21 protein-coding genes are annotated in these 22,863 nt (G+C 70.1%); 12 read left to right on the forward strand and 9 right to left on the reverse strand.

Going from position 1 to position 22,863, the window contains the following annotated elements:
- Window positions 1–95: 95 nt before the first annotated feature.
- The 6 genes from ACWIGU_RS08815 to ACWIGU_RS08840 all read left to right on the forward strand — a co-directional run bounded on the left by ACWIGU_RS08815 (window position 96) and on the right by ACWIGU_RS08840 (window position 8,079).
- Window positions 96–2,486: a bifunctional SulP family inorganic anion transporter/carbonic anhydrase gene (locus ACWIGU_RS08815; RefSeq protein ID WP_454398879.1), complete on the forward strand. Its 2,391-nt coding sequence runs from the start codon at window positions 96–98 to the stop codon at window positions 2,484–2,486.
- 114 nt (window positions 2,487–2,600) lie between these two features.
- Window positions 2,601–4,619 carry an acetate--CoA ligase gene (gene acs, locus ACWIGU_RS08820; RefSeq protein ID WP_454398881.1) on the forward strand — a complete coding sequence of 673 codons (2,019 nt, stop codon included), beginning with the start codon at window positions 2,601–2,603 and terminating at the stop codon, window positions 4,617–4,619.
- Window positions 4,620–4,827: 208 nt separating this feature from the next.
- Window positions 4,828–6,231, forward strand: coding sequence for a Na+/H+ antiporter NhaA (gene nhaA, locus ACWIGU_RS08825; RefSeq protein ID WP_454398883.1), 1,404 nt, complete (start codon window positions 4,828–4,830; stop codon window positions 6,229–6,231).
- Window positions 6,232–6,282: 51 nt separating this feature from the next.
- Complete coding sequence (locus ACWIGU_RS08830) at window positions 6,283–6,792, forward strand: phage holin family protein (RefSeq protein ID WP_454398885.1); 510 nt, start codon at window positions 6,283–6,285, stop codon at window positions 6,790–6,792.
- Entirely contained in the window at window positions 6,789–7,739 is a 951-nt protein-coding gene (locus ACWIGU_RS08835; RefSeq protein ID WP_454398887.1) for an alpha/beta fold hydrolase, read from the forward strand. Before ACWIGU_RS08830 ends, ACWIGU_RS08835 begins: the two co-directional genes overlap by 4 nt.
- Before the next feature lie 151 nt (window positions 7,740–7,890).
- Entirely contained in the window at window positions 7,891–8,079 is a 189-nt protein-coding gene (locus ACWIGU_RS08840; protein ID WP_100596324.1) for a hypothetical protein, read from the forward strand.
- 36 nt (window positions 8,080–8,115) lie between these two features.
- Here ACWIGU_RS08840 and ACWIGU_RS08845 read toward each other — a convergent pair whose 3' ends face one another.
- From ACWIGU_RS08845 to nth, 3 genes are read right to left on the reverse strand one after another with little or no spacing between them, the layout of a single operon-like run.
- Window positions 8,116–9,315, reverse strand: a complete 1,200-nt coding sequence (locus tag ACWIGU_RS08845; RefSeq protein ID WP_454398889.1) for a MarP family serine protease — start codon at window positions 9,313–9,315, stop codon at window positions 8,116–8,118.
- A gap of 13 nt (window positions 9,316–9,328) precedes the next feature.
- Window positions 9,329–10,045, reverse strand: coding sequence for an NUDIX hydrolase (locus ACWIGU_RS08850; RefSeq protein ID WP_454398891.1), 717 nt, complete (start codon window positions 10,043–10,045; stop codon window positions 9,329–9,331).
- A 59-nt stretch (window positions 10,046–10,104) separates the two neighbouring features.
- Entirely contained in the window at window positions 10,105–11,010 is a 906-nt protein-coding gene (gene nth / locus ACWIGU_RS08855) for an endonuclease III (protein ID WP_454398893.1), read from the reverse strand.
- Between the two features lie 395 nt (window positions 11,011–11,405).
- Here nth and ACWIGU_RS08860 point away from each other — a divergent pair, with 395 nt between their 5' ends.
- From ACWIGU_RS08860 to ACWIGU_RS08870, 3 genes are all read left to right on the forward strand, one after another.
- Window positions 11,406–12,080: a cyclic nucleotide-binding domain-containing protein gene (locus tag ACWIGU_RS08860; protein WP_161304336.1), complete on the forward strand. Its 675-nt coding sequence runs from the start codon at window positions 11,406–11,408 to the stop codon at window positions 12,078–12,080.
- A 112-nt stretch (window positions 12,081–12,192) separates the two neighbouring features.
- Complete coding sequence (locus ACWIGU_RS08865) at window positions 12,193–12,993, forward strand: nucleotidyltransferase (RefSeq protein ID WP_454398896.1); 801 nt, start codon at window positions 12,193–12,195, stop codon at window positions 12,991–12,993.
- A gap of 18 nt (window positions 12,994–13,011) precedes the next feature.
- Entirely contained in the window at window positions 13,012–13,884 is an 873-nt protein-coding gene (locus tag ACWIGU_RS08870; protein ID WP_454398898.1) for a sigma-70 family RNA polymerase sigma factor, read from the forward strand.
- A 12-nt stretch (window positions 13,885–13,896) separates the two neighbouring features.
- Here the strand turns inward: ACWIGU_RS08870 and ACWIGU_RS08875 are convergent, their stop codons facing one another.
- The 4 genes from ACWIGU_RS08875 to ACWIGU_RS08890 form a co-directional block, all read right to left on the reverse strand.
- Window positions 13,897–14,727 (reverse strand): MBL fold metallo-hydrolase, encoded by an 831-nt coding sequence (locus tag ACWIGU_RS08875; protein WP_454398900.1) that lies wholly within the window; start codon window positions 14,725–14,727, stop codon window positions 13,897–13,899.
- Window positions 14,724–15,593: an NUDIX hydrolase gene (locus ACWIGU_RS08880; protein WP_454398902.1), complete on the reverse strand. Its 870-nt coding sequence runs from the start codon at window positions 15,591–15,593 to the stop codon at window positions 14,724–14,726. Before ACWIGU_RS08880 ends, ACWIGU_RS08875 begins: the two co-directional genes overlap by 4 nt.
- Window positions 15,594–15,993: 400 nt before the next feature.
- Window positions 15,994–16,464, reverse strand: coding sequence for a RidA family protein (locus ACWIGU_RS08885; RefSeq protein ID WP_454398904.1), 471 nt, complete (start codon window positions 16,462–16,464; stop codon window positions 15,994–15,996).
- Window positions 16,461–16,619, reverse strand: coding sequence for a DUF4177 domain-containing protein (locus ACWIGU_RS08890; RefSeq protein WP_020129281.1), 159 nt, complete (start codon window positions 16,617–16,619; stop codon window positions 16,461–16,463). Before ACWIGU_RS08890 ends, ACWIGU_RS08885 begins: the two co-directional genes overlap by 4 nt.
- An 81-nt stretch (window positions 16,620–16,700) precedes the next feature.
- Between ACWIGU_RS08890 and ACWIGU_RS08895 the strand changes: the two genes are divergently transcribed.
- Together ACWIGU_RS08895 and ACWIGU_RS08900 are read left to right on the forward strand one after the other, a co-directional pair.
- Complete coding sequence (locus ACWIGU_RS08895; RefSeq protein WP_454398906.1) at window positions 16,701–17,678, forward strand: ArsA family ATPase; 978 nt, start codon at window positions 16,701–16,703, stop codon at window positions 17,676–17,678.
- 6 nt (window positions 17,679–17,684) lie between these two features.
- Complete coding sequence (locus ACWIGU_RS08900) at window positions 17,685–19,088, forward strand: ArsA family ATPase (RefSeq protein ID WP_454398908.1); 1,404 nt, start codon at window positions 17,685–17,687, stop codon at window positions 19,086–19,088.
- A gap of 78 nt (window positions 19,089–19,166) precedes the next feature.
- Here ACWIGU_RS08900 and ACWIGU_RS08905 read toward each other — a convergent pair whose 3' ends face one another.
- Window positions 19,167–19,511, reverse strand: a complete 345-nt coding sequence (locus ACWIGU_RS08905; RefSeq protein ID WP_199841926.1) for a WhiB family transcriptional regulator — start codon at window positions 19,509–19,511, stop codon at window positions 19,167–19,169.
- Between the two features lie 428 nt (window positions 19,512–19,939).
- Between ACWIGU_RS08905 and ACWIGU_RS08910 the strand changes: the two genes are divergently transcribed.
- Window positions 19,940–22,159: a transglycosylase domain-containing protein gene (locus tag ACWIGU_RS08910; protein ID WP_454398910.1), complete on the forward strand. Its 2,220-nt coding sequence runs from the start codon at window positions 19,940–19,942 to the stop codon at window positions 22,157–22,159.
- 181 nt (window positions 22,160–22,340) lie between these two features.
- Here ACWIGU_RS08910 and ACWIGU_RS08915 read toward each other — a convergent pair whose 3' ends face one another.
- Window positions 22,341–22,805, reverse strand: coding sequence for a GatB/YqeY domain-containing protein (locus ACWIGU_RS08915; protein WP_329571721.1), 465 nt, complete (start codon window positions 22,803–22,805; stop codon window positions 22,341–22,343).
- Between the last annotated feature and the right edge of the window lie 58 nt (window positions 22,806–22,863).

The raw sequence follows: 22,863 nt of genomic DNA on the forward strand, positions 1-22,863 counted from the left end.
GCCGCTGCACGCCGTGATCCACGGCCGCGACCCTGCCCCGCCACAGACGGGGCCCCTCGTTCCGCGACCGCGCCGCCCCGGAGGAGACGGGAAACATGTCAGCCTGCGTCCCCACACGCCCTGCCGATCCGACACGGACCGACGAAACCAGCCGCACTCATCCACCCCACAGCCCGCCGCCGAAGCCGCCCCGCCGCTTCCGCGTCTCGGGCGCCGACCTGTCCGCGTCCGGGGCGGTCTTCCTGATCGCCCTGCCGCTGTCCCTCGGAATCGCCCTCGCCACCGGGGCCCCGCTCCAGGCGGGACTCGTCGCCGCCGCCGTCGGCGGACTCGTGGTCGGCCGCCTCGGCGGCTCCCCCCTCCAGGTCAGCGGCCCGGCCGCCGGCCTCACCGTCGTCACCGCCGACCTCATCCACCGCTACGGCTGGCGGACGACCTGCGCGATCACCGTCATCGCCGGAATCGCCCAACTCGGCCTCGGCTGTCTGCGCGTGGCCCGCAGCGCGCTCGCCGTGTCCCCCGCCGTCGTCCATGGCATGCTCGCCGGAATCGGCGTCACCATCGCGATCGCCCAGGTGCACATCGTGCTCGGCGGCACCCCCCAGAGCGCCGCCCTCGACAATCTCCGCGCGCTGCCCGCCCAGTTGACCCACGCGGACCTGGCCGCACTGGGCCTGAGCCTCCTGACGCTCGCGGTCCTGTTCGCCTGGCCCCGGATCCCCGGACGCGCCGGGCGGGCCCTGCGCCGGGTGCCCGCCCCGCTCGTCGCCGTCGCCTGCGCCACCGCGACCGCCGCGTTCGCCGGAATCACCGTGACCAAGGTCGACCTGCCGTCCTGGAGCAGCCACGCCCTCGCCGGCCTGCCCGAAGGGCCCGTACTGGGCCTCGTGGCGGCCGTCCTGACCGTGACGCTCGTGTGCAGCGTGCAGTCGCTGCTCGGCGCCGTCGCCGTGGACAAGCTCGCGTCCTCGAAGCCCGCCCTGCGGCCGGAGGCCCGCCGCTCCGACCTCGACCGGGAGCTGCTCGGCCAGGGGGCGGCCAACATCGTCTCCGGCACCCTCGGCGGACTCCCCGTCGCCGGGGTCGCGGTCCGCAGCGCCGCGAATGTGCACGCGGGCGGTGAGAGCAGGAACTCCACGATGCTGCACGGCGTTTGGGTAGTAGTGGCCGCGCTCCTGATGGTCCCGGCGCTGGAGCTGATCCCCCTCGCCTCACTCGCCGCCCTGGTCATGGCCGTCGGTATCCAGATGGTGTCCCTGCACCACATCCGGACGGTCACGCGCCACCGCGAGGTCCTCGTCTACGCCGTGACGACGCTCGGCGTGGTCGTCCTCGGCGTACTCGAGGGTGTCGTCCTCGGCATCGCGGTCGCCGTCGCGGTCGCCCTGCACCGGCTCGCCCGCACACGGATCACCCACACCGTGGTCGGAACGGAAAGAACAGACGGAGCAGACAGAGCAGGCGCGGCGGGCTCCGAAGGCCGAGGCGGGACGCATCATGTGCGCGTGCGCGGGCAACTGACGTTCCTCGCCGTGCCCCGCCTCAGCCGCGTACTGCACCAGGTGCCCCAAGGGGCCTGCTGCGTCGTGGAGTTGGACGGTTCCTTCATGGACCACGCCGCGTTCGAGTCCCTGCAGGACTGGCAGAAGTCGCATGTCGCGCAGGGCGGGAAGGTCGAGATGACCGGGCGGGCGGGGACCCGTATCGCCGAGCCCGCGTCGGCGTCGCACTCCTGCTGCCGGCCGTGGACGCCTTGGCGCAACCACCACTGCGACCGCCCGCAGTCCGAGACCGCCGCTCCCCCGGCCGGCGGTGGCGGGTATCAACTGGCCAGCGGCATCAGCGCGTTCCAGCGGAACACGGCGCCGCATGTGCGGGACGAGCTCGCCCGGCTCGCCCGTGAGGGGCAGCGGCCCACCCAGCTGTTCCTGACCTGCGCCGACTCCCGGCTCGTGACGTCGATGATCACCTCAAGCGGCCCCGGTGACCTCTTCGTCGTCAGGAACGTGGGGAATCTGGTGCCGCTGCCGGGCGCCGAGAGCGGTGACGACTCGGTCGCCGCGGCCATCGAGTACGCCGTCGACGTACTGAAGGTGCAGTCGATCACCGTGTGCGGGCACTCCGGCTGCGGTGCCATGCAGGCGCTGCTCAACAGTCCGCCCGAGGGCGGTGCGCAGACACCCCTGAAGCGGTGGCTGCGGCACGGCCTGCCGAGCCTGGCCCGCATGACGGCCGCGAACCAGCGGGCGCGACTCGCGGGGCGTGCCCCCGCCGACTCGGTCGAGCAGCTTTGCCTGACCAATGTCGTCCAGCAGTTGGAGCATCTGCGGGCGCACGAGTCGGTGGCCCGCCGCCTCCAGGAGGGATCGCTCGAGCTCCACGGGATGTACTTCCACGTGGGCGAGGCACAGGCCTATCTGCTCACCGAGCGGCCCGACGAGGTGTTCGACCAGGTGGAGCCGGAGGGCGAACTGCGCCCGGCGTGAACCCGTCCGTGAGAGCGTGCGTGCCGATGAGTGACGCCATCGGCACGCACGCGTAAAGCCCAACAGGTCTAAACCATTACTCGGACCCCCCTTGTCACCGAGGGGGGCCGTCTGATGAGCTGTGGTCTGGGACACAACGGTCGCGCCCCGGCAAAGCACCGTAAGGGAGATGTCGTGAGCAACGAAAGCCTGGCCAACCTTCTTAAAGAAGAGCGAAGGTTTGCGCCGCCGGCCGACCTGGCGGCCGCCGCCAACGTCACCGCGGAGGCGTACGAACAGGCCAAGGCTGACAGGCTCGGCTTCTGGGCCGAGCAGGCCCGCCGGCTGACCTGGGCCACCGAACCGACCGAGACCCTCGACTGGTCGAACCCGCCGTTCGCCAAGTGGTTCGCCGACGGGAAGCTGAACGTCGCGTACAACTGCGTGGACCGCCACGTCGAGGCCGGGAACGGCGACCGGGTCGCCATCCACTTCGAGGGTGAGCCGGGCGACAGCCGGGCCATCACCTACGCGGAGCTCAAGGACGAGGTCAGCCGAGCGGCCAACGCGCTGACCGAGCTGGGCGTGCAGAAGGGCGACCGCGTCGCCGTCTACCTGCCGATGATCCCCGAGGCCGTCGTCGCGATGCTGGCGTGCGCGCGCATCGGTGCCGCGCACTCGGTCGTCTTCGGCGGATTCTCGGCCGACGCCATCGCGGCCCGTATCCGGGACGCCGACGCCAAGGTCGTCATCACGGCCGACGGCGGCTACCGGCGCGGCAAGCCGTCCGCGCTCAAGCCCGCCGTAGACGACGCCGTCAGCCGCGTCGACGGGGTCGAGAAGGTCCTCGTCGTCCAGCGCACCAAGCAGGACGTCGCATGGACCGACGGCCGCGACGTGTGGTGGCACGAGATCACGCAGAAGCAGTCGGCGGAGCACACACCCGAGGCGTTCGACGCCGAGCAGCCGCTGTTCATCCTCTACACGTCCGGCACGACGGGTAAGCCCAAGGGCATCCTGCACACGTCCGGCGGCTACCTCACGCAGGCCTCGTACACCCACCACGCGGTGTTCGACCTCAAGCCGGAGACCGACGTCTACTGGTGCACGGCCGACATCGGATGGGTCACCGGGCACTCGTACATCACCTACGGCCCGCTCTCGAACGGCGCGACGCAGGTCATCTACGAGGGCACCCCGGACACCCCGCACCAGGGCCGCTTCTGGGAGATCGTGCAGAAGTACGGGGTGACGATCCTGTACACGGCGCCGACGGCGATCCGCACGTTCATGAAGTGGGGGGACGACATCCCCGCCAAGTTCGACCTGAGCAGTCTGCGGGTCCTCGGTTCGGTCGGTGAGCCGATCAACCCCGAGGCCTGGATGTGGTACCGGAAGAACATCGGCGGCGACAAGTGCCCCATCGTGGACACCTGGTGGCAGACCGAGACCGGCGCGATGATGATCTCGCCGCTGCCCGGCGTCACCGAGACCAAGCCGGGTTCCGCCCAGCGCGCCCTGCCAGGCATCTCGGCGACGGTCGTGGACGACGAGGCGCGGGAAGTCCCCAACGGGGGCGGCGGTTACCTCGTCCTGACCGAGCCGTGGCCGTCGATGCTGCGCACCATCTGGGGCGACGACCAGCGGTTCATCGACACGTACTGGTCCCGTTTCGAGGGCAAGTACTTCGCCGGTGACGGCGCCAAGAAGGACGAGGACGGCGACATCTGGCTGCTCGGCCGGGTGGACGACGTGATGCTGGTCTCCGGCCACAACATCTCGACCACCGAGGTCGAGTCGGCGCTCGTCTCGCACCCCTCCGTCGCCGAGGCGGCGGTCGTGGGCGCGGCCGACGAGACGACGGGTCAGGCCATCGTGGCCTTCGTGATCCTGCGCGGCACGGCGTCCGCCGACGACGAGGGACTCGTCGCCCACCTGCGCAACCACGTGGGCGCGACGCTCGGCCCGATCGCCAAGCCGAAGCGGGTCCTGCCCGTGGCCGAACTGCCCAAGACCCGCTCCGGGAAGATCATGCGGCGCCTGCTGCGTGACGTCGCGGAGAACAGGGAGCTGGGAGACGTCACGACTCTGACGGACTCGTCCGTCATGGACCTCATCCAGACCAAGCTCCCGGCCGCGTCGAGCGAGGACTGACCGCACCGCACACCACGAAACGGGCACCCGACGCCGAACGCGCCGGGTGCCCGTTTCGTGCGTAAAGTGACGATCACCAGGTATGGCCCGCGTACACCCGGTAGGGTGAGACCTCAACTGGTGTGCCGGGAAGTCTGGTCGGCAACGCCGTCGGCGACCCCTCGTCGGCGCGTTCGCGAAAGCCGAACCCGACCGGAGGTCTTCACCCGTGGCCGCGCCCGCCCCCAGCAAGAACAGCCGTAAGGTCCTCGGTCGGCTCTCCCTTCCCGAGCGTACGTTCGTGGCGGACACCCTGCGTGCCGAGACCGTCGGCGGCGTTCTGCTCCTCGTCGCCGCGATCGCCGCCCTCATCTGGGCGAACACCCCGCTCAGCCACAGCTACGAGTCCGTGAGCGACTTCCACATAGGCCCTGCCGCGCTCGGACTCAACCTGTCCCTCGAACACTGGGCCGCCGACGGACTGCTCGCCGTGTTCTTCTTCGTCGCCGGTATCGAGCTCAAGCGCGAACTCGTCGCGGGCGACCTGCGCGACCCGAAGGCGGCCATGCTGCCCGTCGCCGCCGCGCTCTGCGGCATGGCGGTCCCCGCGCTCGTCTACTTCCTCGTCAACATCACGGGGAGCGGCTCGCTCGACGGCTGGGCCGTGCCGACCGCCACCGACATCGCCTTCGCGCTCGCCGTCCTCGCCGTCATCGGCACCTCGCTGCCGTCCTCGCTGCGCGCGTTCCTGCTCACGCTCGCCGTCGTCGACGACCTCGGCGCGATCCTGATCATCGCGATCTTCTTCACCGCCGACATCAACTTCGCCGCCCTCGCAGGCGCCGTCGTCGGCCTCGCCGTGTTCTGGCTCCTCCTGCGCAAGGGCGTACGCGGCTGGTACATCTACGTGCCGCTCGCCCTCGTGATCTGGGGCCTGATGTACAACAGCGGCATCCACGCCACCATCGCCGGTGTCGCCATGGGCCTCATGCTGCGCTGCACCCGGCGGGACGGCGAGGAGCACTCGCCCGGCGAGCACATCGAGCATCTGGTGCGCCCCTTCTCAGCGGGGCTCGCCGTGCCGCTGTTCGCCCTGTTCAGCGCGGGCGTTGCCGTGTCGGGCAGCGCGCTGACCGACGTGTTCACCAAGCCCGAGACGCTCGGTGTGGTGCTCGGGCTCGTCGTCGGCAAGGCGGTCGGCATCTTCGGCGGCACCTGGCTCACGGCCCGCTTCACCCGGGCCTCGCTCTCCGACGAACTGGCCTGGCCCGACGTGTTCGCCATCGCGTCCCTCGCCGGCATCGGCTTCACCGTCTCGCTCCTCATCGGCGAACTCGCCTTCACCGACAACCCGCTGCTGACCGACGAGATCAAGGCGTCCGTCCTGATGGGCTCCCTCATCGCGGCGGTCCTGTCGAGCGTCCTGCTCAAGATCCGCAACGCCAAGTACCGCGCGATGTGCGCCGAGGAGGAGCGCGACGACGACCTCGACGGCATCCCCGACATCTACGAGGAGGACAAGCCGGAGTACCACTTGCGGATGGCGGAGATCTACGAGAAGAAGGCCGCCGAACACCGCAGGCTTGCCGAAGTGACGGGCGGGGCAAGCGAGGGGAGCAGTCGTCCGGCATGATCTGACAGCAGGTCTGCTACAGATGCCCGTAAAGAGAAGAGGGAGTACGCGATGAGCGCACCCGACGGCACACCGGTCGGCGCCGAACGCAGCATCGGCCAGCTGGTCGCCACGGCCACGACCGAGATGTCCGCGCTGGTGCACGACGAGATCGCCCTGGCGAAGGCCCAGCTCAAGCAGGACGTGAAGCGGGGTGCGGTCAGCGGCGGCGCCCTCTCGGCGGCCGGCGTGGTCCTGCTCTTCTCGCTGCCCATGCTGAGCTTCGCGCTCGCCTACGGGATCCAGGCCTGGACCGGCGGGCACAACGGTGAGGGCGGCTGGAACCTCGGCTGGTGCTTCCTGCTCTCCTTCGCGGCGAACGTGCTGGTGGCCGCGCTGCTCGCCCTGATCGGCGCCGTCTTCGCGAAGAAGGCCAAGAAGGGCAAGGGCCCGCAGAAGGTCGCCGCGTCGGTCAAGGAGACGGCAGGCGTACTGGGGAACGCCAAACCGCACCCCCGTCCGGTGGCCCCGGCGAACCGAGTCGGTGACACGGTCGAGGCTGTGGCACGCTCGTCTTCATGACGGACCCCGCCACCCCCTCGGCCCAGCCCGCCTCAGTCGTACGCATCGGCGTCCCGGGCGGCGGAGACCTGACCCACCGGGACGTCGCCGCCAACGGCGCGCGCTTCCACATCGCCGAGATGGGCGACGGGCCACTGGTCCTGCTCCTGCACGGCTTCCCCCAGTTCTGGTGGACGTGGCGGCACCAGATGGTGGCGCTCGCCGACGCCGGGTTCCGGGCCGTGGCCATGGATCTGCGCGGCGTCGGCGGCAGCGACCGCACCCCTCGCGGCTACGACCCGGCGAACCTCGCCCTCGACATCACGGGCGTCGTACGGTCCCTCGGCGAGCCCGACGCGGCGCTCGTGGGGCACGACCTGGGCGGCTATCTCGCGTGGACCGCGGCCGTCATGCGGCCCAAGCTGGTGCGCCGGCTCGTGGTCTCCTCGATGCCGCACCCCCGGCGCTGGCGCTCGGCGATGCTGTCCGACGTCAAGCAGACCGCCGCGGGTTCGTACGTCTGGGGCTTCCAGCGGCCGTGGGTGCCGGAGCGTCAGCTCGTCGCGGACGACGGCGCCCTGGTCGGGCGGCTGATCCGGGACTGGTCCGGGCCGCGCCTCCCCGACGACGAGGCCGTGGACGTGTACCGGCGCGCCATGTGCATCCCGTCCACGGCACATTGCTCGGTCGAGCCGTACCGCTGGATGGTGCGGTCGATGGCCCGTCCGGACGGCATCCAGTTCAACCGGCGCATGAAGCGTCCGGTGCGGGTGCCGACGCTCCATCTGCACGGCTCGCTCGACCCCGTGATGCGTACGCGCAGCGCGGCGGGCTCCGGCGAGTACGTCGAAGCGCCGTACCGCTGGCGGCTGTTCGACGGTCTGGGGCACTTCCCGCACGAGGAGGACCCGGTCGCGTTCTCCAGCGAACTGGTCAGCTGGCTGAAGGACCCCGAGCCCGACCGGTGACGGCCGCGCGGCCGTCCTCGCACGATCGGGTGACGCGTTCGAGCCATGTCCGGGAACAACTGTCCCTCGAACTGCCAATTGCCTGGCGCATAGGCCAATTGGGGGGCGTGCGCGCGATTACCGACCTTGGGGCACGGGCACACGTCGGGGTATGGGCTGGACGCACGACTACAGTGACGCAGCACGCAACCGCCGCTCAGCCACGGTGCTGAGCCGTCACCCGGGGGGTGGCCCGCAGGAACCGGGCCATGACCAAACCCCTCCGGGGATCAACATTCCCCGCATCCTGCGCCGCCGGGCCCGCTGGGTCTCGGCCCGGCTGCGGCACACACGCGACTGACGCGTCGCCGGCCCGGCCATCACCGCCTCCCGAACCTCACAGGGCGCAGCTGTCGCTGTCCACCTGCTGGTTGGCCGTGCGGCCGCGGTCGATGTCCTGGCTGATCTCGTCCCGGGTGAGCGCGTACCCGGTCTGGGCGCTGTCGAGTGACTTCGCGAAGACCACGCCGTACACCTTGCCTTCGGGCGTGAGCAGCGGGCCGCCGGAGTTGCCCTGGCGGACGGTCGCGTAGAGCGAGTACACATCGCGTTGCACGGTGCCGCGGTGGTAGATGTCCGGGCCGTTGGCCGTGATGCGGCCGCGCACGCGCGCGGGGCGGACGTCGTACGCGCCGTTCTCCGGGAAGCCGGCGACGATCGCGCTTGCGCCGCGCTCGGCGTCCCTGGACGTGAACTGGAGCGGGGGCGCCTTCAGCGTGGGCACGTCGAGTACGGCGATGTCGCGCTTCCAGTCGTAGAGGACGACCTTCGCCGCGTACATCCGGCCTTCGCCGCCTATCTGTACGTTCGGCTCGTCCACGCCGCCGACCACGTGCGCGTTCGTCATGACGCGGCGGTCGGCGAAGACGAAGCCGGAGCCTTCGAGGACCTTGCCGCAACTGGGGGCCTGGCCGGTCACCTTGACGATGGAGCGCTTGGCCGTCTGCACGACCGGGCTGTTCGCCAGCTTCGGGTCGGGGGGCTGGACGTCAGTGATCGGCTCGTTCGAGAACGGGCTGAAGACCTGCGGGAAGCCGTTCTGCGCGAGCGCGGAGGAGAAGTCCGCGAACCACGTGTTCGCCTGCGTGGGCAGGGCTCTGGACACGCCGAGCAGGACCTTGGAGTTGCGCACTTCCTTGCCGAGCGTGGGCAGCGTCGTGCCGGCCAGGGCCGAGCCGATGAGCCAGGCGACGAGGAGCATCGCCACCACGTTCACCACGGCACCGCCCGTGGCGTCCAGGGCGCGGGCCGGGGACCAGGTGATGTACCGGCGCAGCTTGTTCCCCAGGTGCGTGGTGAACGCCTGTCCCACGGAGGCACAGACGATGACCACGATCACGGCGACGACGGCCGCTGTCGTACTCACCTTGGCCTCGTCGGTCACCGCGCTCCAGATGGCGGGCAGGACGTAGACCGCGACGAGGCCGCCGCCCAGGAAGCCGATCACCGACAGGATGCCGACGACGAAGCCCTGGCGGTAGCCCACGATCGCGAACCACACGGCGGCGACGAGCAACAGGATGTCCAGCACATTCACGTGGGCCACCCTGTCATGACCGCCAGTCGAGCGGGACCTGCTTACTGCGGTCCCAGGGGCGCTCCCATCCCGCGTAGTGCAGGATCCGGTCGATCACTCCGGCCGTAAAGCCCCAGACCAGAGCCGATTCGACGAGGAACGCCGGGCCCTGGTGGCCCCTCGGGTGGACCGCCGTCGCACGGTGGCGCGGATCCGTGAGATCCGCCACGGGGACCGTGAAGACGCGGGCCGTCTCCGCCGGGTCGACCGCCTGCACCGGCGTCGGTGTGCGCCACCAGCCGAGGACCGGTGTCACCACGAAGCTGCTCACCGGGATGTACAGCTTCGGCAGGACGCCGAAGAGCTGGACGCCGCGCGGATCGAGCCCGGTCTCCTCCTCCGCCTCGCGCAGGGCGGCGCGCAGCGGCCCGTCCGTACGCGGATCGCCGTCCTGCGGGTCGAGGGCACCGCCCGGGAAGGACGGCTGGCCCGCGTGCGAGCGCAGCGATGTGGCGCGCTCCATGAGCAGCAGCTCGGGGCCGCGCTCGCCCTCGCCGAAGAGGATCAGGACGGCGGACTGGCGCCCGTCGCCGCTCTCGGGCGGCAGGAAACGGCTCAGCTGTAGCGGCTCGACCGTGTCGGCGGCCTTCACGACCGGGTCGAGCCACTCGGGCAGCCCCTCGCGGCTCAGCCGCACGGGCTCGATCTTCGTCACGCGCTCTTCGTGCGCCTCACTGTGTGCATGCGTCATAGGCACCCCCGTCCAACTGAACACAACGCCCGTGCCCCCGCCGTTCGTTCCGCGATGCGTCACTCCCCCGTGGCGGGCGGTGCGGTGGCCCCGAGCGGGGGCGCCGCGATACCGCCGGCGTCCAGGTACGACTGCGGGGGCTTCAGGCGCTGGCCGGGGAAGCCGCCCTTCTCGTACTTCAGGAGCTTCTTCGCCTTCTCCGGGTCGGTCTCGCCCTCCCCGTACGCCGGGCAGAGCGGCGCGATCGGGCAGGCGCCGCAGGCCGGCTTGCGGGCGTGACAGATCCGGCGGCCGTGGAAGATCACGCGGTGGGAGAGCATCGTCCAGTCGCTCTTCGGGAAGAGCTCGCCGATGGCCTTCTCGACCTTGTCCGGGTCGGTCTCCTCCGTCCACTTCCAGCGCCGCACGAGCCGCCCGAAGTGCGTGTCCACCGTGATTCCCGGCCGCCCGAAGGCGTTGCCCATCACGACGAAGGCGGTCTTGCGGCCGACGCCGGGCAGCTTGACGAGGTCTTCGAGACGCCCCGGGACCTCGCCGCCGAACTCGTCCCGCAGCGCCGTCGCGAGACCCATGATCGACTTCGTCTTGGCGCGGAAGAACCCGGTGGGCCGGATCAGCTCCTCGACGTCCTCGGGGTTCGCGGCCGCGAGGTCCTCCGGGGCCGGGTACCTGGCGAAGAGGGCGGGCGTCGTCTGATTGACCCGCAGATCGGTGGTCTGGGCGGACAGCACCGTGGCGACGAGCAGCTGGAAGGGGTTCTCGAAGTCCAGCTCGGGGTGGGCGTACGGATACACCTCGGCGAGCTCACGATTGATGCGCCGCGCGCGCCGGACGAGCGCGGTGCGGGACTCGGGCTTGGCAGCGGCCTTCTTCGGAGGCTTGTCCGACTTCGCGGCGGCGGCCTTCTTCACTGGCTTGGCGGCGCCGGCCTTCTTCGCGGCAGCACGCTTCCCTCCGGAACCCACGCCACCACCGGAGCCACCAGCGCCCTTCCCAGCGGAAGCCGCAGCGCCCCCGGCGCCGCCCCCGGCACCCCTAGCCCGCTTTACCCCTTTTGCCGCTTTCTCGGGCGTGGCCGGGGCCTGTTCGCCCACAGCGGAATTACGTCCCGTAGTCACCGTCCCAGCCCCCTTGGCCTCTGCTCTCACCGGCGTTTTGGACACTCGGCCAGCCTAAAGGGAGCCGCTGACATCCGCCGTGGACCCCACGGATCAGTCCTCGATTGGCCCCCTCCCCCACAGCTTGCGACGCCCGTGCGGCAGACTTGTGCCTGAGTGACTGATCACACTGTTTGGACCGTCCGGCAAAATGGGGAGCGGGACCCGGTCCCCGGATGCAGGTCGACATAGGAGAGAAACTCGTGGACGACGTTCTGCGGCGCGCCCCGCTTTTCGCGGCGCTCGATGATGAGCAGGCCGCGGAGCTCCGCGCCTCCATGAGTGAGGTGACCCTCGCGCGCGGCGACGCCCTCTTCCACGAGGGCGACCCCGGAGACCGCCTGTACGTGGTCACCGAGGGCAAGGTGAAGCTCCACCGCACCTCCCCCGACGGCCGCGAGAACATGCTCGCGGTGCTCGGCCCCGGCGAGCTGATCGGCGAGCTCTCGCTGTTCGACCCGGGCCCGCGCACGGCGACCGCCTCCGCGCTCACCGAGGTCAAGCTCCTCGGCCTCGGCCACGGCGACCTCCAGCCCTGGCTGAACGCGCGCCCCGAGGTGGCCTCCGCCCTGCTGCGCGCCGTCGCCCGGCGCCTGCGCAAGACCAACGACCAGATGTCCGACCTGGTCTTCTCGGACGTGCCGGGCCGCGTGGCCCGCGCGCTCCTGGACCTCTCCCGCCGCTTCGGCGTGCAGTCGGAGGAGGGCATTCACGTCGTGCACGACCTGACGCAGGAGGAGCTGGCCCAGCTGGTCGGCGCCTCCCGCGAGACGGTGAACAAGGCACTCGCGGACTTCGCGGGCCGCGGCTGGCTCCGCCTGGAGGCCCGCGCCGTGATCCTGCTCGACGTGGAGCGCCTCGCCAAGCGCTCGCGCTGACACCTTCGTTCAACGCGTACGGGTCCCGTCTCCCTCCGGGGAGGCGGGATCACCCGTTCACCGCCGCGGAAAATGCCGGGACGGCAGCCGCCCGACCCGGCACAGTGGGCCCATGAACCCCACCGCCCGCGGCCTGGACGACCGCGGATTCATCGAGCGCGAAGGCTCTCTGAGCCTGATCCAGCCGGACTTCCGCCCCGTGGTGTCCGCGGCGCGCGCCGGTCTGCTCGCCGGCTTCGGGCCGCGGATGACGAGCGCGTATCTCTACGGCTCCGTGCCGCGCGGCACCGCCCGCCTCGGCCGCAGCGACCTCGACCTCCTCCTCGCACTGCGCGAGGAGCCGACGGCCGACGACAGGGCCCAGGCCGACGCCCTGGCCGAAGGCCTGAACAAACAATTCGCCCAGATCGACGGCGTAGGCCTGCTGGTCCTGAGCCGGAGCCAGGTCCTCAGCGACCTCGAACGTCACGACCTCGGCTGGTTCGTGGCCTGCCTCTGCACTCCGCTCCTCGGCGAGGACCTGGCCGAATACCTGCCGCGCTACCGCCCCGACTCCCTCCTGGCCCGGGAGACCAACGGCGATCTGCGCCTGCTCCTGACGCGCTGGCGCGAACGCATCGCGCGAGGCGACGACCCGCGCACCCTGGACCGCCAGATCTCCCGTCACCTCGTCCGCACCGGCTTCACGCTCGTCATGCCCCGCTGGAACGGCTGGACCAGTGATCTGACGCAGATGGCCGAGGTGTTCGGCACGTACTACCCGCAGTGGGCGGACGCGATGCGGCAGGCGTCCGAGGCGGCGTACGAACCGGTGGGCGCGCCGCACACCCTCCGGGCGTACACCGAGGACCTGGGCCCGTGGCTGGCGGCAGAATACGAAGCCGTGCACGGAGTGAAGGCCCCCCGCCCCTGACCCGGAAGCAGGACACCGATGAGCTCAGCGTCGACGGACAGCCTGGCCGAGCGGTTCGAGGAGTCACGGGGGCACTTGCGCGCCGTGGCCTACCGGATGCTCGGCTCGTTCAGCGAGGCGGAGGACGCCGTACAGGAGACGTGGCTGCGGCTCCAGCGGTCCGACACCTCGGCCGTCGAGAACCTGGGCGGCTGGCTCACCACCGTCACGGGCCGGATCTGCCTGGACCTGCTGCGCTCGCGCAAGGCAAGGGGCGAGGAGCCCCTGGAAACCCACGTACCCGACCCCCTGGTCACGAGCCTCGACACCCCGGACCCCGAACAACGGGCGCTCCAGGCGGACTCGGTGGGCCTGGCGCTGCTCGTGGTCCTGGACTCGCTGGCGCCGTCGGAACGGCTGGCGTTCGTGCTGCACGACCTGTTCGCGGTGCCTTTCGAGGACATCGCGCCGATCGTGGAGCGCACGCCGGCGGCGACCCGGCAGCTGGCGAGCCGCGCGCGCCGCCGCGTCCAGGGAGCCCCGCCTCCCCAGACGGACCTGGTACGCCAGCGCGAGGTGGTCGAGGCGTTCCTCTCGGCGGCCCGCGAGGGCGACTTCGAGGGACTGCTGGCGGTCCTGGACCCGAACGTACTGCTACGGGCGGACGCCGGGGCAACAGACCTCTCGCGCCTGGTCCGAGGCGCTCACGCGGTGGCGTCCGGGGCGATCACGTTCCAGCGCATGGCACCGCACGTGCGCGTTGTGCTGGTCAACGGCGCGATCGGCCTCCTGGCGCTGCCGGACGGCCGCCCGGCATCGCTGATGTCCTTCACGATCACAGACACCGGAATCACAGAACTGAACGTCCTGTCGGACGAGGACCGTCTGCAGCGCCTGACCCGCGAGGCCTGACCGGGCGGCCCTCTAAATGAGCCCGTGCTCCGTCAGATAATCGAGCTGAGCCAGCACGGACAACTCGGCAGCGGGCCACAGGGACCGATCCACACCCGCGTACACATGGGCCACGATTTCTGACGCCGTGACATAACCGCTCTCGACGGCGGTCTCGATCTGGGCGAGCCGGTTGGCGCGGTGGGCGAGGTAGAACTCGACGGCGCCCTGGGCGTCTTCGAGTACGGGCCCGTGCCCCGGCAGCACGGTGTCGACCCCGTCGTCGACGGTGAGGGACCGCAGCCGCCGCAGCGAGTCGAGATAGTCCCCGAGCCGCCCGTCGGGATGGGCGACGACGGTGGTCCCGCGCCCGAGCACGGTGTCACCGGTCAGCACGGCGCGATCGGCGGGCAGATGGAAACAGAGCGAATCAGCGGTATGCCCAGGCGCGGCGACAACACGCAGCTCGAGCCCGCCGACGGCCACGACATCCCCACCGCCCAGCCCTTCGTCCCCGAGCCGCAGAGCAGGATCGAGGGCCCGCACCTTGGTCCGGGTCAGCTCGGCAAACCGGCCGGCGCCCTCCGCGTGATCGGGATGCCCGTGAGTGAGAAGGGTCAGAGCCACCCGCTTACCAGCGGCCTCAGCGACCGCGACGACATTCCGCAGATGCACGTCGTCGCGCGGCCCGGGATCGATCACTACGGCGAACTCGGAATCAGGCTCGGAAACGATCCACGTATTGGTCCCGTCCAGGGTCATCGCGGAGGCGTTCGGAGCCAGCACATTGACCGCGCGCGCGGTGGCGGGCCCGGACAGCACCCCGCCACGGGGCTGTCCGGGAAGGGCTGCGGCTTCGGTCATGCGGAGGCTCCCCCGGTCGGAATGTGCTTGGTGAACTCATCATGACCGGGCCAGGACAGAACAATCTCCCCGCCCTCCAGCCGGGCCCGGGCGAGCACAGGGGAAAGATCCTGCGCCGTGGCCCCCACGAGGGCCCCCTCGGCGCTGTCGAAGCCGGCCAGCGCCCGCAGCGTCGCGATCGTGGGCGGCATCATCATCAGCTCGCCCTTGTCGTACCCTTCGGCGGCCTGCTCGGGCCGGATCCACACGGTCCGGTCGGCTTCGGTAGAGGCGTTACGGGTGCGCTGCCCCTCCGGCAGGGCGGCGACGAAGAACCAGGTGTCGTACCGCCGGGGCTCGAACTCGGGCGTGATCCACCGCGCCCAGGCCCCCAGCAGATCGGACCGCAGAACCAGCCCACGCCGCCCGAGGAACTCCCCGAACGACAACTCCCTGCGGACGAGCGCCTCCCGGTCGGCCTCCCAGGACTCACCGGTCGTATCCCCCATCACGGACGCCGCATCGGGCCCGGCGAGCAGCACGCCCGCCTCCTCGTACGTCTCCCGCACGGCGGCACACACGATCGCCTGCGCCGACTTCTCGTCCACACCGAGCCGAGCCGCCCACGCCGCACGCGAGGGCCCGCCCCACCGCACGACCGACTCGTCGTCACGGGGATCCACGCCCCCGCCCGGATACGCGTACGCGCCCCCGGCGAAAGCCATGGAGGCGCGTCGACGCAGCATATGCACTTCGGGACCGGCGACCGCGTCCCGCAGAAGCATGACGGTCGCGGCCCGCCGCGGCACGGCGGGCGCCAGCTCACCCGCCGCGAGCGCACGAATCCGCTCGGGCCACTCCGGGGGATACCACTGCCCATTCGCCATGGCCGGAGGCTATCCGCTACCAAGCGGATGTTCGAGAGCCACAGACGATCAAGTACGAAGGCCGCCCCGGCGAACAGCCCACCGCCCCGCAGCCGCGCGCGAGACAGAAGGGCCGCCGAACGGCCCACCGGCCCCCGCCCGCGTACGAAACCGGAGGGGCCGTGTCGGACATGCGCGCGGAGCCACCAGCACCACATGCGGGCCATTGGGCCGGCGACGAGGCCCATGGAACAGCGAGCACGTACATCCCGGCGCGGCCCCGCCCTTAGGAGACGGAGCGCACCAGTCCCGAGCCGACCCGAACCTTCAGCCGAACCGAACCAGAAACCTCGGCCAAACCAGAAGCCTCAGCCGAACCACAAGCCTCGGCCGAACCGAAATTCTCAGCAGAAGCGAACCATCACGCCGAAACGAGCTCGACCTGAACCTCGACCTCAACAGGCGCGTCCAGCGGAAGAACGGCCACACCCACGGCGGACCGAGCGTGCACACCCTTCTCGCCGAGAACCTCGGCGAAGAGCTCACTGGCCCCGTTCACCACACCCGGCTGCCCGGTGAAGTCGGGCGCGGAGGCGACAAAGCCGACGACCTTCACCACACGAGCGACCCGATCGAGATCACCGGCAACGGACTTCACCGCGGCGAGCGCGTTCAGCGCACACGTACGGGCCAGCTCCTTGGCCTGCTCGGCGGTGACCTCGGCCCCCACCTTCCCGGTGAGCGGAAGCTTCCCGTCCACCATCGGCAACTGACCGGCCGTGTACACGTACACATCGGACTGCACGGCCGGCTGGTACGAGGCGAGCGGCGGCACGACCTCGGGCAGGGTCAGCCCGAGCTCGGCGAGGCGCGCGTCGACGACCCCGCTCATGCCTTCGCCCGCTTCAGGTAGGCCACGAGCTGCTCGGGGTTGTTCGGCCCGGGCACGACCTGGACGAGCTCCCAGCCGTCCTCGCCCCAGGTGTCCAGAATCTGCTTGGTCGCGTGCACGAGAAGAGGCACGGTCGCGTATTCCCACTTGGTCATACGGCCGACTGTAGCCGCTGGACCGGCGATGACCGACAGCCTCCTGCGTAGCCCGCGCGCGGACTGGTTAGGCTCGAAGACGTGAGCAGGCTCCAGGTCGTCAGCGGCAAGGGCGGTACCGGAAAGACCACGGTCGCCGCCGCACTGGCGCTCGCCCTCGCCACCGAGGGCAAGCGCACTCTCCTGGTGGAGGTGGAAGGACGCCAGGGCATCGCACAGCTCTTCGAGACGGAAGCACTGCCGTACGAGGAACGGAAGATCGCGGTAGCCCCGGGGGGCGGCGAGGTGTTCGCACTCGCCATCGACCCGGAGCTGGCGCTGCTGGACTACCTCCAGATGTTCTACAAGCTGGGCGGCGCGGGCAGGGCGCTCAAAAAGCTGGGCGCGATCGACTTCGCGACAACGGTGGCGCCGGGCCTGAGGGACGTACTCCTGACCGGCAAGGCCTGCGAGGCGGTACGCCGAAAGACGAAACAGAACAAATACGCCTACGACTACGTGGTGATGGACGCCCCGCCGACGGGCCGCATCACGCGCTTCCTGAACGTGAACGACGAGGTCGCGGGCCTGGCCAAGATCGGCCCGATACACAACCAGGCGCAGGCGGTCATGCGGGTCCTCAAGTCGCCGGAGACAGCGGTGCACTTGGTGACGCTGCTGGAGGAGATGCCGGTCCAGGAGACGTCGGACGGCATCGCGGAGCTGCAGGCGGCGAACCTCCCCGTGGGCAGGCTCATCGTGAACATGGTGCGCCCGGCGCTCCTTGACGACGCCGAACTGACGCTGGCCCAGGGCGGCGTGCCCAGGGCGGCCATCGCCAAGTCCCTGTCCGCGGCGGGCCTGGGCGGCGCCCGCAGAGGCGGCAACGCCGAACGCCTGGTCACCCCGCTCCTCGACCAGGCCGCGGAGTACGCGGAACGGCACGAGCTGGAGCGCGGCCAGCGGGCGGTGCTGGCCGATTCGGGCCTGCCGCTGCACGAACTGCCGCTGCTGACCGAGGGGATGGACCTGGCGGGCCTGTACCGGCTGGCCACGGAACTGCGGAAGCAAGGGATCTAGAGACACATGACGTCGTCCCTGAGCCTGAACCCGACGGACACCCACGTCCTCGACGTGGACCCACTCATCGACGACCCCAGGACGCGCATCGTGGTGTGCTGCGGCTCCGGTGGCGTCGGCAAGACGACGACGGCGGCGGCACTCGGCCTGCGCGCGGCCGAGCGCGGCCGCAAGGTGGTCGTGCTGACGATCGACCCGGCCCGCAGGCTGGCCCAGTCGATGGGCATCGACTCGCTGGACAACACACCGCGCCGCGTGAAGGGCATCGACGAAACGGCGGGCGGCGAACTGCACGCGATGATGCTCGACATGAAGCGGACGTTCGACGAGATCGTCGAGGCGCACGCGGACGGCCAGCGGGCCGAGGCAATTCTGGGCAACCCGTTCTACCAGTCGCTCTCGGCGGGCTTCGCGGGCACGCAGGAGTACATGGCGATGGAGAAGCTGGGCCAGCTGCGGGCCCGGGACGAGTGGGACCTGATCGTCGTCGACACTCCGCCGTCCCGCTCCGCGCTCGACTTCCTGGACGCGCCGAAACGTCTCGGCTCGTTCCTGGACGGCAAGCTGATCCGGGTCCTGATGGCCCCGGCGAAGGTCGGCGGCCGGGCCGGCATGAAGTTCCTGAACGTCGGGATGTCGATGATGACGGGCGCGCTCGGGAAGCTGCTGGGCGGTCAGCTCCTGCGCGACGTACAGACGTTCGTGGCGGCGATGGACACGATGTTCGGCGGGTTCCGCACGCGCGCCGACGCCACGTACAAGCTGCTCCAGGCCCCCGGTACGGCGTTCCTGGTGGTGGCGGCGCCGGAGCGGGACGCGCTGCGCGAGGCGGCGTACTTCGTGGAGCGCCTCGCCGCGGAGGACATGCCGCTGGCCGGACTCGTACTGAACCGGGTGCACGGCAGCGGTGCCGCGCAACTGTCGGCCGAGCGGGCGCTCGCGGCCGCAGAAAATCTTGACGAGCGCGGCATTGTGGATCAGGGGGACGGGAATGTAGAGCTGCGTACCGCTCCCGAAGCAGGCTCCCCCGCCCCAGCAAGGGACACGGCCGACGAGCACGCCCAGACGCCGGACAAAACCCCACATAGCGCACCTGTGAACGCACACCCACCCAACTCACCTGCCACAGGCACGCCTGCCACCGCGGCCACAGACCGCGGCACGACAGAACGCGCGGCCACAAACCACGCAGCGACAGACCAACTCACGGCAGGCCTGCTGCGCTTGCACGCGGAACGCATGCAGCTGCTGGCACGCGAGCAACGCACACGCGACCGCTTCGCGGCGCTCCACCCGGAGGTGGCGGTCACCGAGGTCGGCGCCCTGCCCGGCGATGTGCACGACCTGGCAGGCCTGAGGAGCATCGGGGACCGGCTCGCGGCCGGTGCGGACCCGGCCGGAGCTGCGTGAGCCGTACGGACGCCTCCCGAGGCGCGGGCCACCACACGGCTCGCACCCCTCGGACGCCCTGGAAGGAGCTCGGCTCCCTCACCCCACGGCGGCGTACCTCTCGTACGTCGCGTCGTCATCGATGTCCACGGGCAGCAGACCCGCACCGCGCTCGTACTCCGTACGAGCCGTCTCGAGCAGCCGGCGCCACGAGGTGACGGTGGGGCGCCTGCGCAGCAGCGCACGGCGTTCCCGCTCGGTCATGCCACCCCACACGCCGAACTCGACGCGGTTGTCCAGCGCGTCGGCCAGGCACTCGGTCCGCACCGGGCATCCGGTGCACACCGCCTTCGCCCGGTTCTGCGCTGCTCCTTGAACGAACAGTTCATCTGGATCGGTAGTGCGGCAGGCCGCCTGCGCACTCCAGTCGGTTACCCAGCCCATACCGGCGCCGTCCTCTCCCGAATCGAGGCTCCCCCACGGCGGCAGCGGCATATTCACCGCCGCCAGTTGAGGACGTTACGGAAGGTGGGCACAGCGCAACACCCCCTTCGGGCCCAATCTTGAATGGCCCGAACGGACTATGCGTAAGCGGCAGATCACCCGACGGAGTGAGCCGAGGGCATGCGCGACCAACCCGGCAAACCGGGACGTTTCAGTTGAGTCACAGCGGACACCGGGTGACACTCAAGGCGGTTTCGGACACGCCCTCACCCACCACGGAACGACCGCGGAGGAGTGGTGAGATGACTACCGGAACGATTCGGGTTCGCCGGACGTCTTGATACGTGACCGTACTGCTGTGACAGTTGAGTACAGCTTAGGCCAAGGCATATACGCCTGTCCGGAGAATCAGAACGTAGGCTGCCCTCATGGGAAAGAAGCGCTCGGGCGGTGGACTGTCACCGACTCAGCAGGCCGCCAAGTTCCTTGGTGTCAGTGTCCTCGCGGGAGCAGTCCTCGCCGGAATCGCGCTGCCCGCAGCGGGCGCGCTCGGCCTCGCGGCGAAGGGCTCGGTCGAGGGATTCGACGAGATCCCGGCCAACCTCAAGCAGCCGCCACTCAGTCAGCGCACCACGATCCTGGACAACAAGGGCGGCGCGATCGCGACGGTCTACTCGCGCGACCGCACGGTGGTGCCCCTCAAGGACATCTCGCCGTACATGCAGAAAGCGCTCGTCGCGATCGAGGACGCGCGCTTCTACGAACACGGCGCCGTCGACATGAAGGGCATCCTGCGCGCGATCAACGAGAACGCGCAGAGCGGCGGTGTCACGCAGGGGGCGTCCACGCTCACCCAGCAGTACGTGAAGAACGTCTTCATGGAGGAGGCCGGCGACGACCCGACGAAGCTCGCCCAGGCCACCCAGCAGACGATCGGCCGCAAGATCCGCGAGCTGAAGTACGCGATCCAGCTCGAGGACAAGCTCGGCAAGAAGCGCATCCTCGCCAACTACCTGAACATCACGTACTTCGGTGAGCAGGCATACGGCGTCGAGGCGGCCTCGCAGCGGTACTTCTCCAAGTCGGCGAAGGACCTGACGGTCGAGGAGTCCGCGATGCTGGCCGGCATCGTCCAGTCCCCGAGCCGCTACGACCCCGTCAACGACGAGGCGGAGGCCACCAGGCGACGGAACGTCGTGCTCCAGCGGATGGCCGAGACGCACGACATCTCCCAGGCAGAGGCGGACCGCGCCAAGGAGAAGCCGCTCGGTCTGAAGATCAGCAAGCCGCAGAACGGCTGCATCACGGCGGTCAAGGGCGCGGGCTTCTTCTGCGACTACGTACGCGAGGTGTTCCTCACCGACCCGGTCTTCGGCAAGACGAAGGAAGCGCGGGCGAAGCTCTGGAACCGGGGCGGTCTGAGGGTGCAGACCACCCTCGACCCGCAGACGCAGGAATCGGTGCAGGCGTCGATCAAGGATCACGTCTACCAGACGGACAAGGTCGCGACGGCGGCCGCGTTCGTCGAGCCCGGCACCGGCAAGATCCTCGGCATGGGCCAGTCGAAGCCGTACGGCTTCGGCAAGAACGAGACGCAGATCAACTACTCGGTCGACCGCAAGATGAGCGGGTCGAACTACGGCTTCCCGACGGGTTCGACGTTCAAGCCGTTCCTGGCCGCGGCCGCCCTGGAGCAGGGCACCCCGGTGACGAAGTCGTACCCGGCGCCGTACCGGATGCCGTATCCGAAGTCGGTCCAGACGTGCAGCGGCAAGCCGTGGGTGAACAGCGGCGGCGCCACCGTGGAGAACGAGAACGAGTCCGAGCGCGGTCCGTACGCACTGGAGGAGGCGATGGCCAAGTCCATCAACACCTACTTCGTGCAGATGATCGGCGACACCGGGATGTGCCCGGTGATGGACATGGCCGACAAGCTGGGCGTCGTCCAGGGCAACGGCGACAAACTCCCCGAGGTCCCGGCCATCGTCCTCGGCTCCAAGGGCATCTCGCCGCTGACCATGGCGAGCGCGTACGCCGCCTTCGCCAACCGCGGCACGTACTGCACGCCGGTCGCCATCGAGTCGATCACGGCCCCCGGCGACAAGTCGCTGCCGGTGCCGAAGTCGTCGTGCTCGCGCGCGATGACCACGAAGACCGCCGACAGCATCAACACCCTGCTGAGCGGCGTGATCGACTCCGGCACGGGCAGGGAGGCCGGTCTGACCGACCGGGCCAACGCGGGCAAGACCGGTACGACCGACAGCCGTAAGAACGCCTGGTTCGTGGGGTACACGCCGAACCTGTCCGGCGCGGTCTGGGTCGGCAGCGCCCTGCAGAACGTCGAGATGCAGAACATCACCATCGGCGGCGTCTACCAGGCAAAGGTCTTCGGCGGCCAGGTCCCCGGACCGATCTGGAAGGACGCCATGGTCGGCGCCCTCAACGGCAAGCCGTCCCCCGACTTCAACCTGATCAACATCCCCGACCCCAAGGACGACAGGGACAGGGACCCGGACCAGGGCCCGGACGAGAACGACGGAAAGCCGGGCAAGAACGGCGGCGGAAACGGCGACAGCCCGTGGCCGGACATCTCCCTCCCGCCGGACATCCTCGGCGGCGGGAACGGGCACGGCGGCGGACACCGCTGAAGCGGAAGCCGCCCGGGCGAGTCCCGCTCGGACGGTGACGGTACGCGGATGGGGCGCCCCTCTATTGGGGGCGCCCCATCGGCGTATACGTGAGGGGTGAGGCGGAAGACCGGAACGGGACCGGAACGTCTTCCTCCACCCCGAAGGGCACTCTCAGCAGGCAAGCGCCCGGGCGGACACCTCAGCCCGCGAGCAGCTGCTTCACGACGGCGGCGACGCGGCCGCCCTCCGCCAGGCCCGCGACCTTCGGGTTCACGATCTTCATGACCTGGCCCATGGCACGGGGCCCCTCGGCGCCGGCCGCCTTCGCCTCCCCGACCGCCTGGGCGACGATCTGGTGCAGCTCGTCGTCGGAGAGCTGCTTCGGCAGGTACTCGGCGAGCACCTCGCCCTCCGCCTTCTCCCGCTCGGCCTGCTCGGCGCGGCCGCCCTGCGCGAACGCCTCGGCGGCCTCGCGGCGCTTCTTCGCCTCGCGGGTGATCACCTTCTGCACCTCGTCGTCGGACAGCTCGCGCGCCGTCTTGCCCGCGACCTCCTCCTTCGTGATGGCGGAGAGGGTGAGCCGCAGCGTCGAGGAGCGCAGCTCGTCACGCCCCCTGATCGCGGCGGTGAGGTCTTCCTGCAGCTTCGACTTGAGCGTGGTCATGCAGCGATTGTCGCAGGTACGCAATGCCCTACGCCCCTTGATTTCCGGGACCTGCCGG

Source organism: Streptomyces sp. NPDC055400, assembly GCF_053644375.1.

Coding starts and splice junctions, on each gene's coding strand:
- ACWIGU_RS08910 (WP_454398910.1), top strand. CDS start 19,940: ATGGGAAAGAAGCGCTCGGGCGGTGGACTGTCACCGACTCAGCAGGCC.
- ACWIGU_RS08885 (WP_454398904.1), bottom strand. CDS start 16,464: ATGAGCGGGGTCGTCGACGCGCGCCTCGCCGAGCTCGGGCTGACCCTG.
- ACWIGU_RS08815 (WP_454398879.1), top strand. CDS start 96: ATGTCAGCCTGCGTCCCCACACGCCCTGCCGATCCGACACGGACCGAC.
- ACWIGU_RS08900 (WP_454398908.1), top strand. CDS start 17,685: ATGACGTCGTCCCTGAGCCTGAACCCGACGGACACCCACGTCCTCGAC.
- ACWIGU_RS08835 (WP_454398887.1), top strand. CDS start 6,789: ATGACGGACCCCGCCACCCCCTCGGCCCAGCCCGCCTCAGTCGTACGC.
- ACWIGU_RS08905 (WP_199841926.1), bottom strand. CDS start 19,511: ATGGGCTGGGTAACCGACTGGAGTGCGCAGGCGGCCTGCCGCACTACC.
- ACWIGU_RS08875 (WP_454398900.1), bottom strand. CDS start 14,727: ATGACCGAAGCCGCAGCCCTTCCCGGACAGCCCCGTGGCGGGGTGCTG.
- ACWIGU_RS08850 (WP_454398891.1), bottom strand. CDS start 10,045: ATGACGCATGCACACAGTGAGGCGCACGAAGAGCGCGTGACGAAGATC.
- acs (WP_454398881.1), top strand. CDS start 2,601: ATGAGCTGTGGTCTGGGACACAACGGTCGCGCCCCGGCAAAGCACCGT.
- ACWIGU_RS08915 (WP_329571721.1), bottom strand. CDS start 22,805: ATGACCACGCTCAAGTCGAAGCTGCAGGAAGACCTCACCGCCGCGATC.
- ACWIGU_RS08840 (WP_100596324.1), top strand. CDS start 7,891: ATGGGCTGGACGCACGACTACAGTGACGCAGCACGCAACCGCCGCTCA.
- ACWIGU_RS08865 (WP_454398896.1), top strand. CDS start 12,193: ATGAACCCCACCGCCCGCGGCCTGGACGACCGCGGATTCATCGAGCGC.
- ACWIGU_RS08880 (WP_454398902.1), bottom strand. CDS start 15,593: ATGGCGAATGGGCAGTGGTATCCCCCGGAGTGGCCCGAGCGGATTCGT.
- ACWIGU_RS08890 (WP_020129281.1), bottom strand. CDS start 16,619: ATGACCAAGTGGGAATACGCGACCGTGCCTCTTCTCGTGCACGCGACC.
- ACWIGU_RS08870 (WP_454398898.1), top strand. CDS start 13,012: ATGAGCTCAGCGTCGACGGACAGCCTGGCCGAGCGGTTCGAGGAGTCA.
- ACWIGU_RS08830 (WP_454398885.1), top strand. CDS start 6,283: ATGAGCGCACCCGACGGCACACCGGTCGGCGCCGAACGCAGCATCGGC.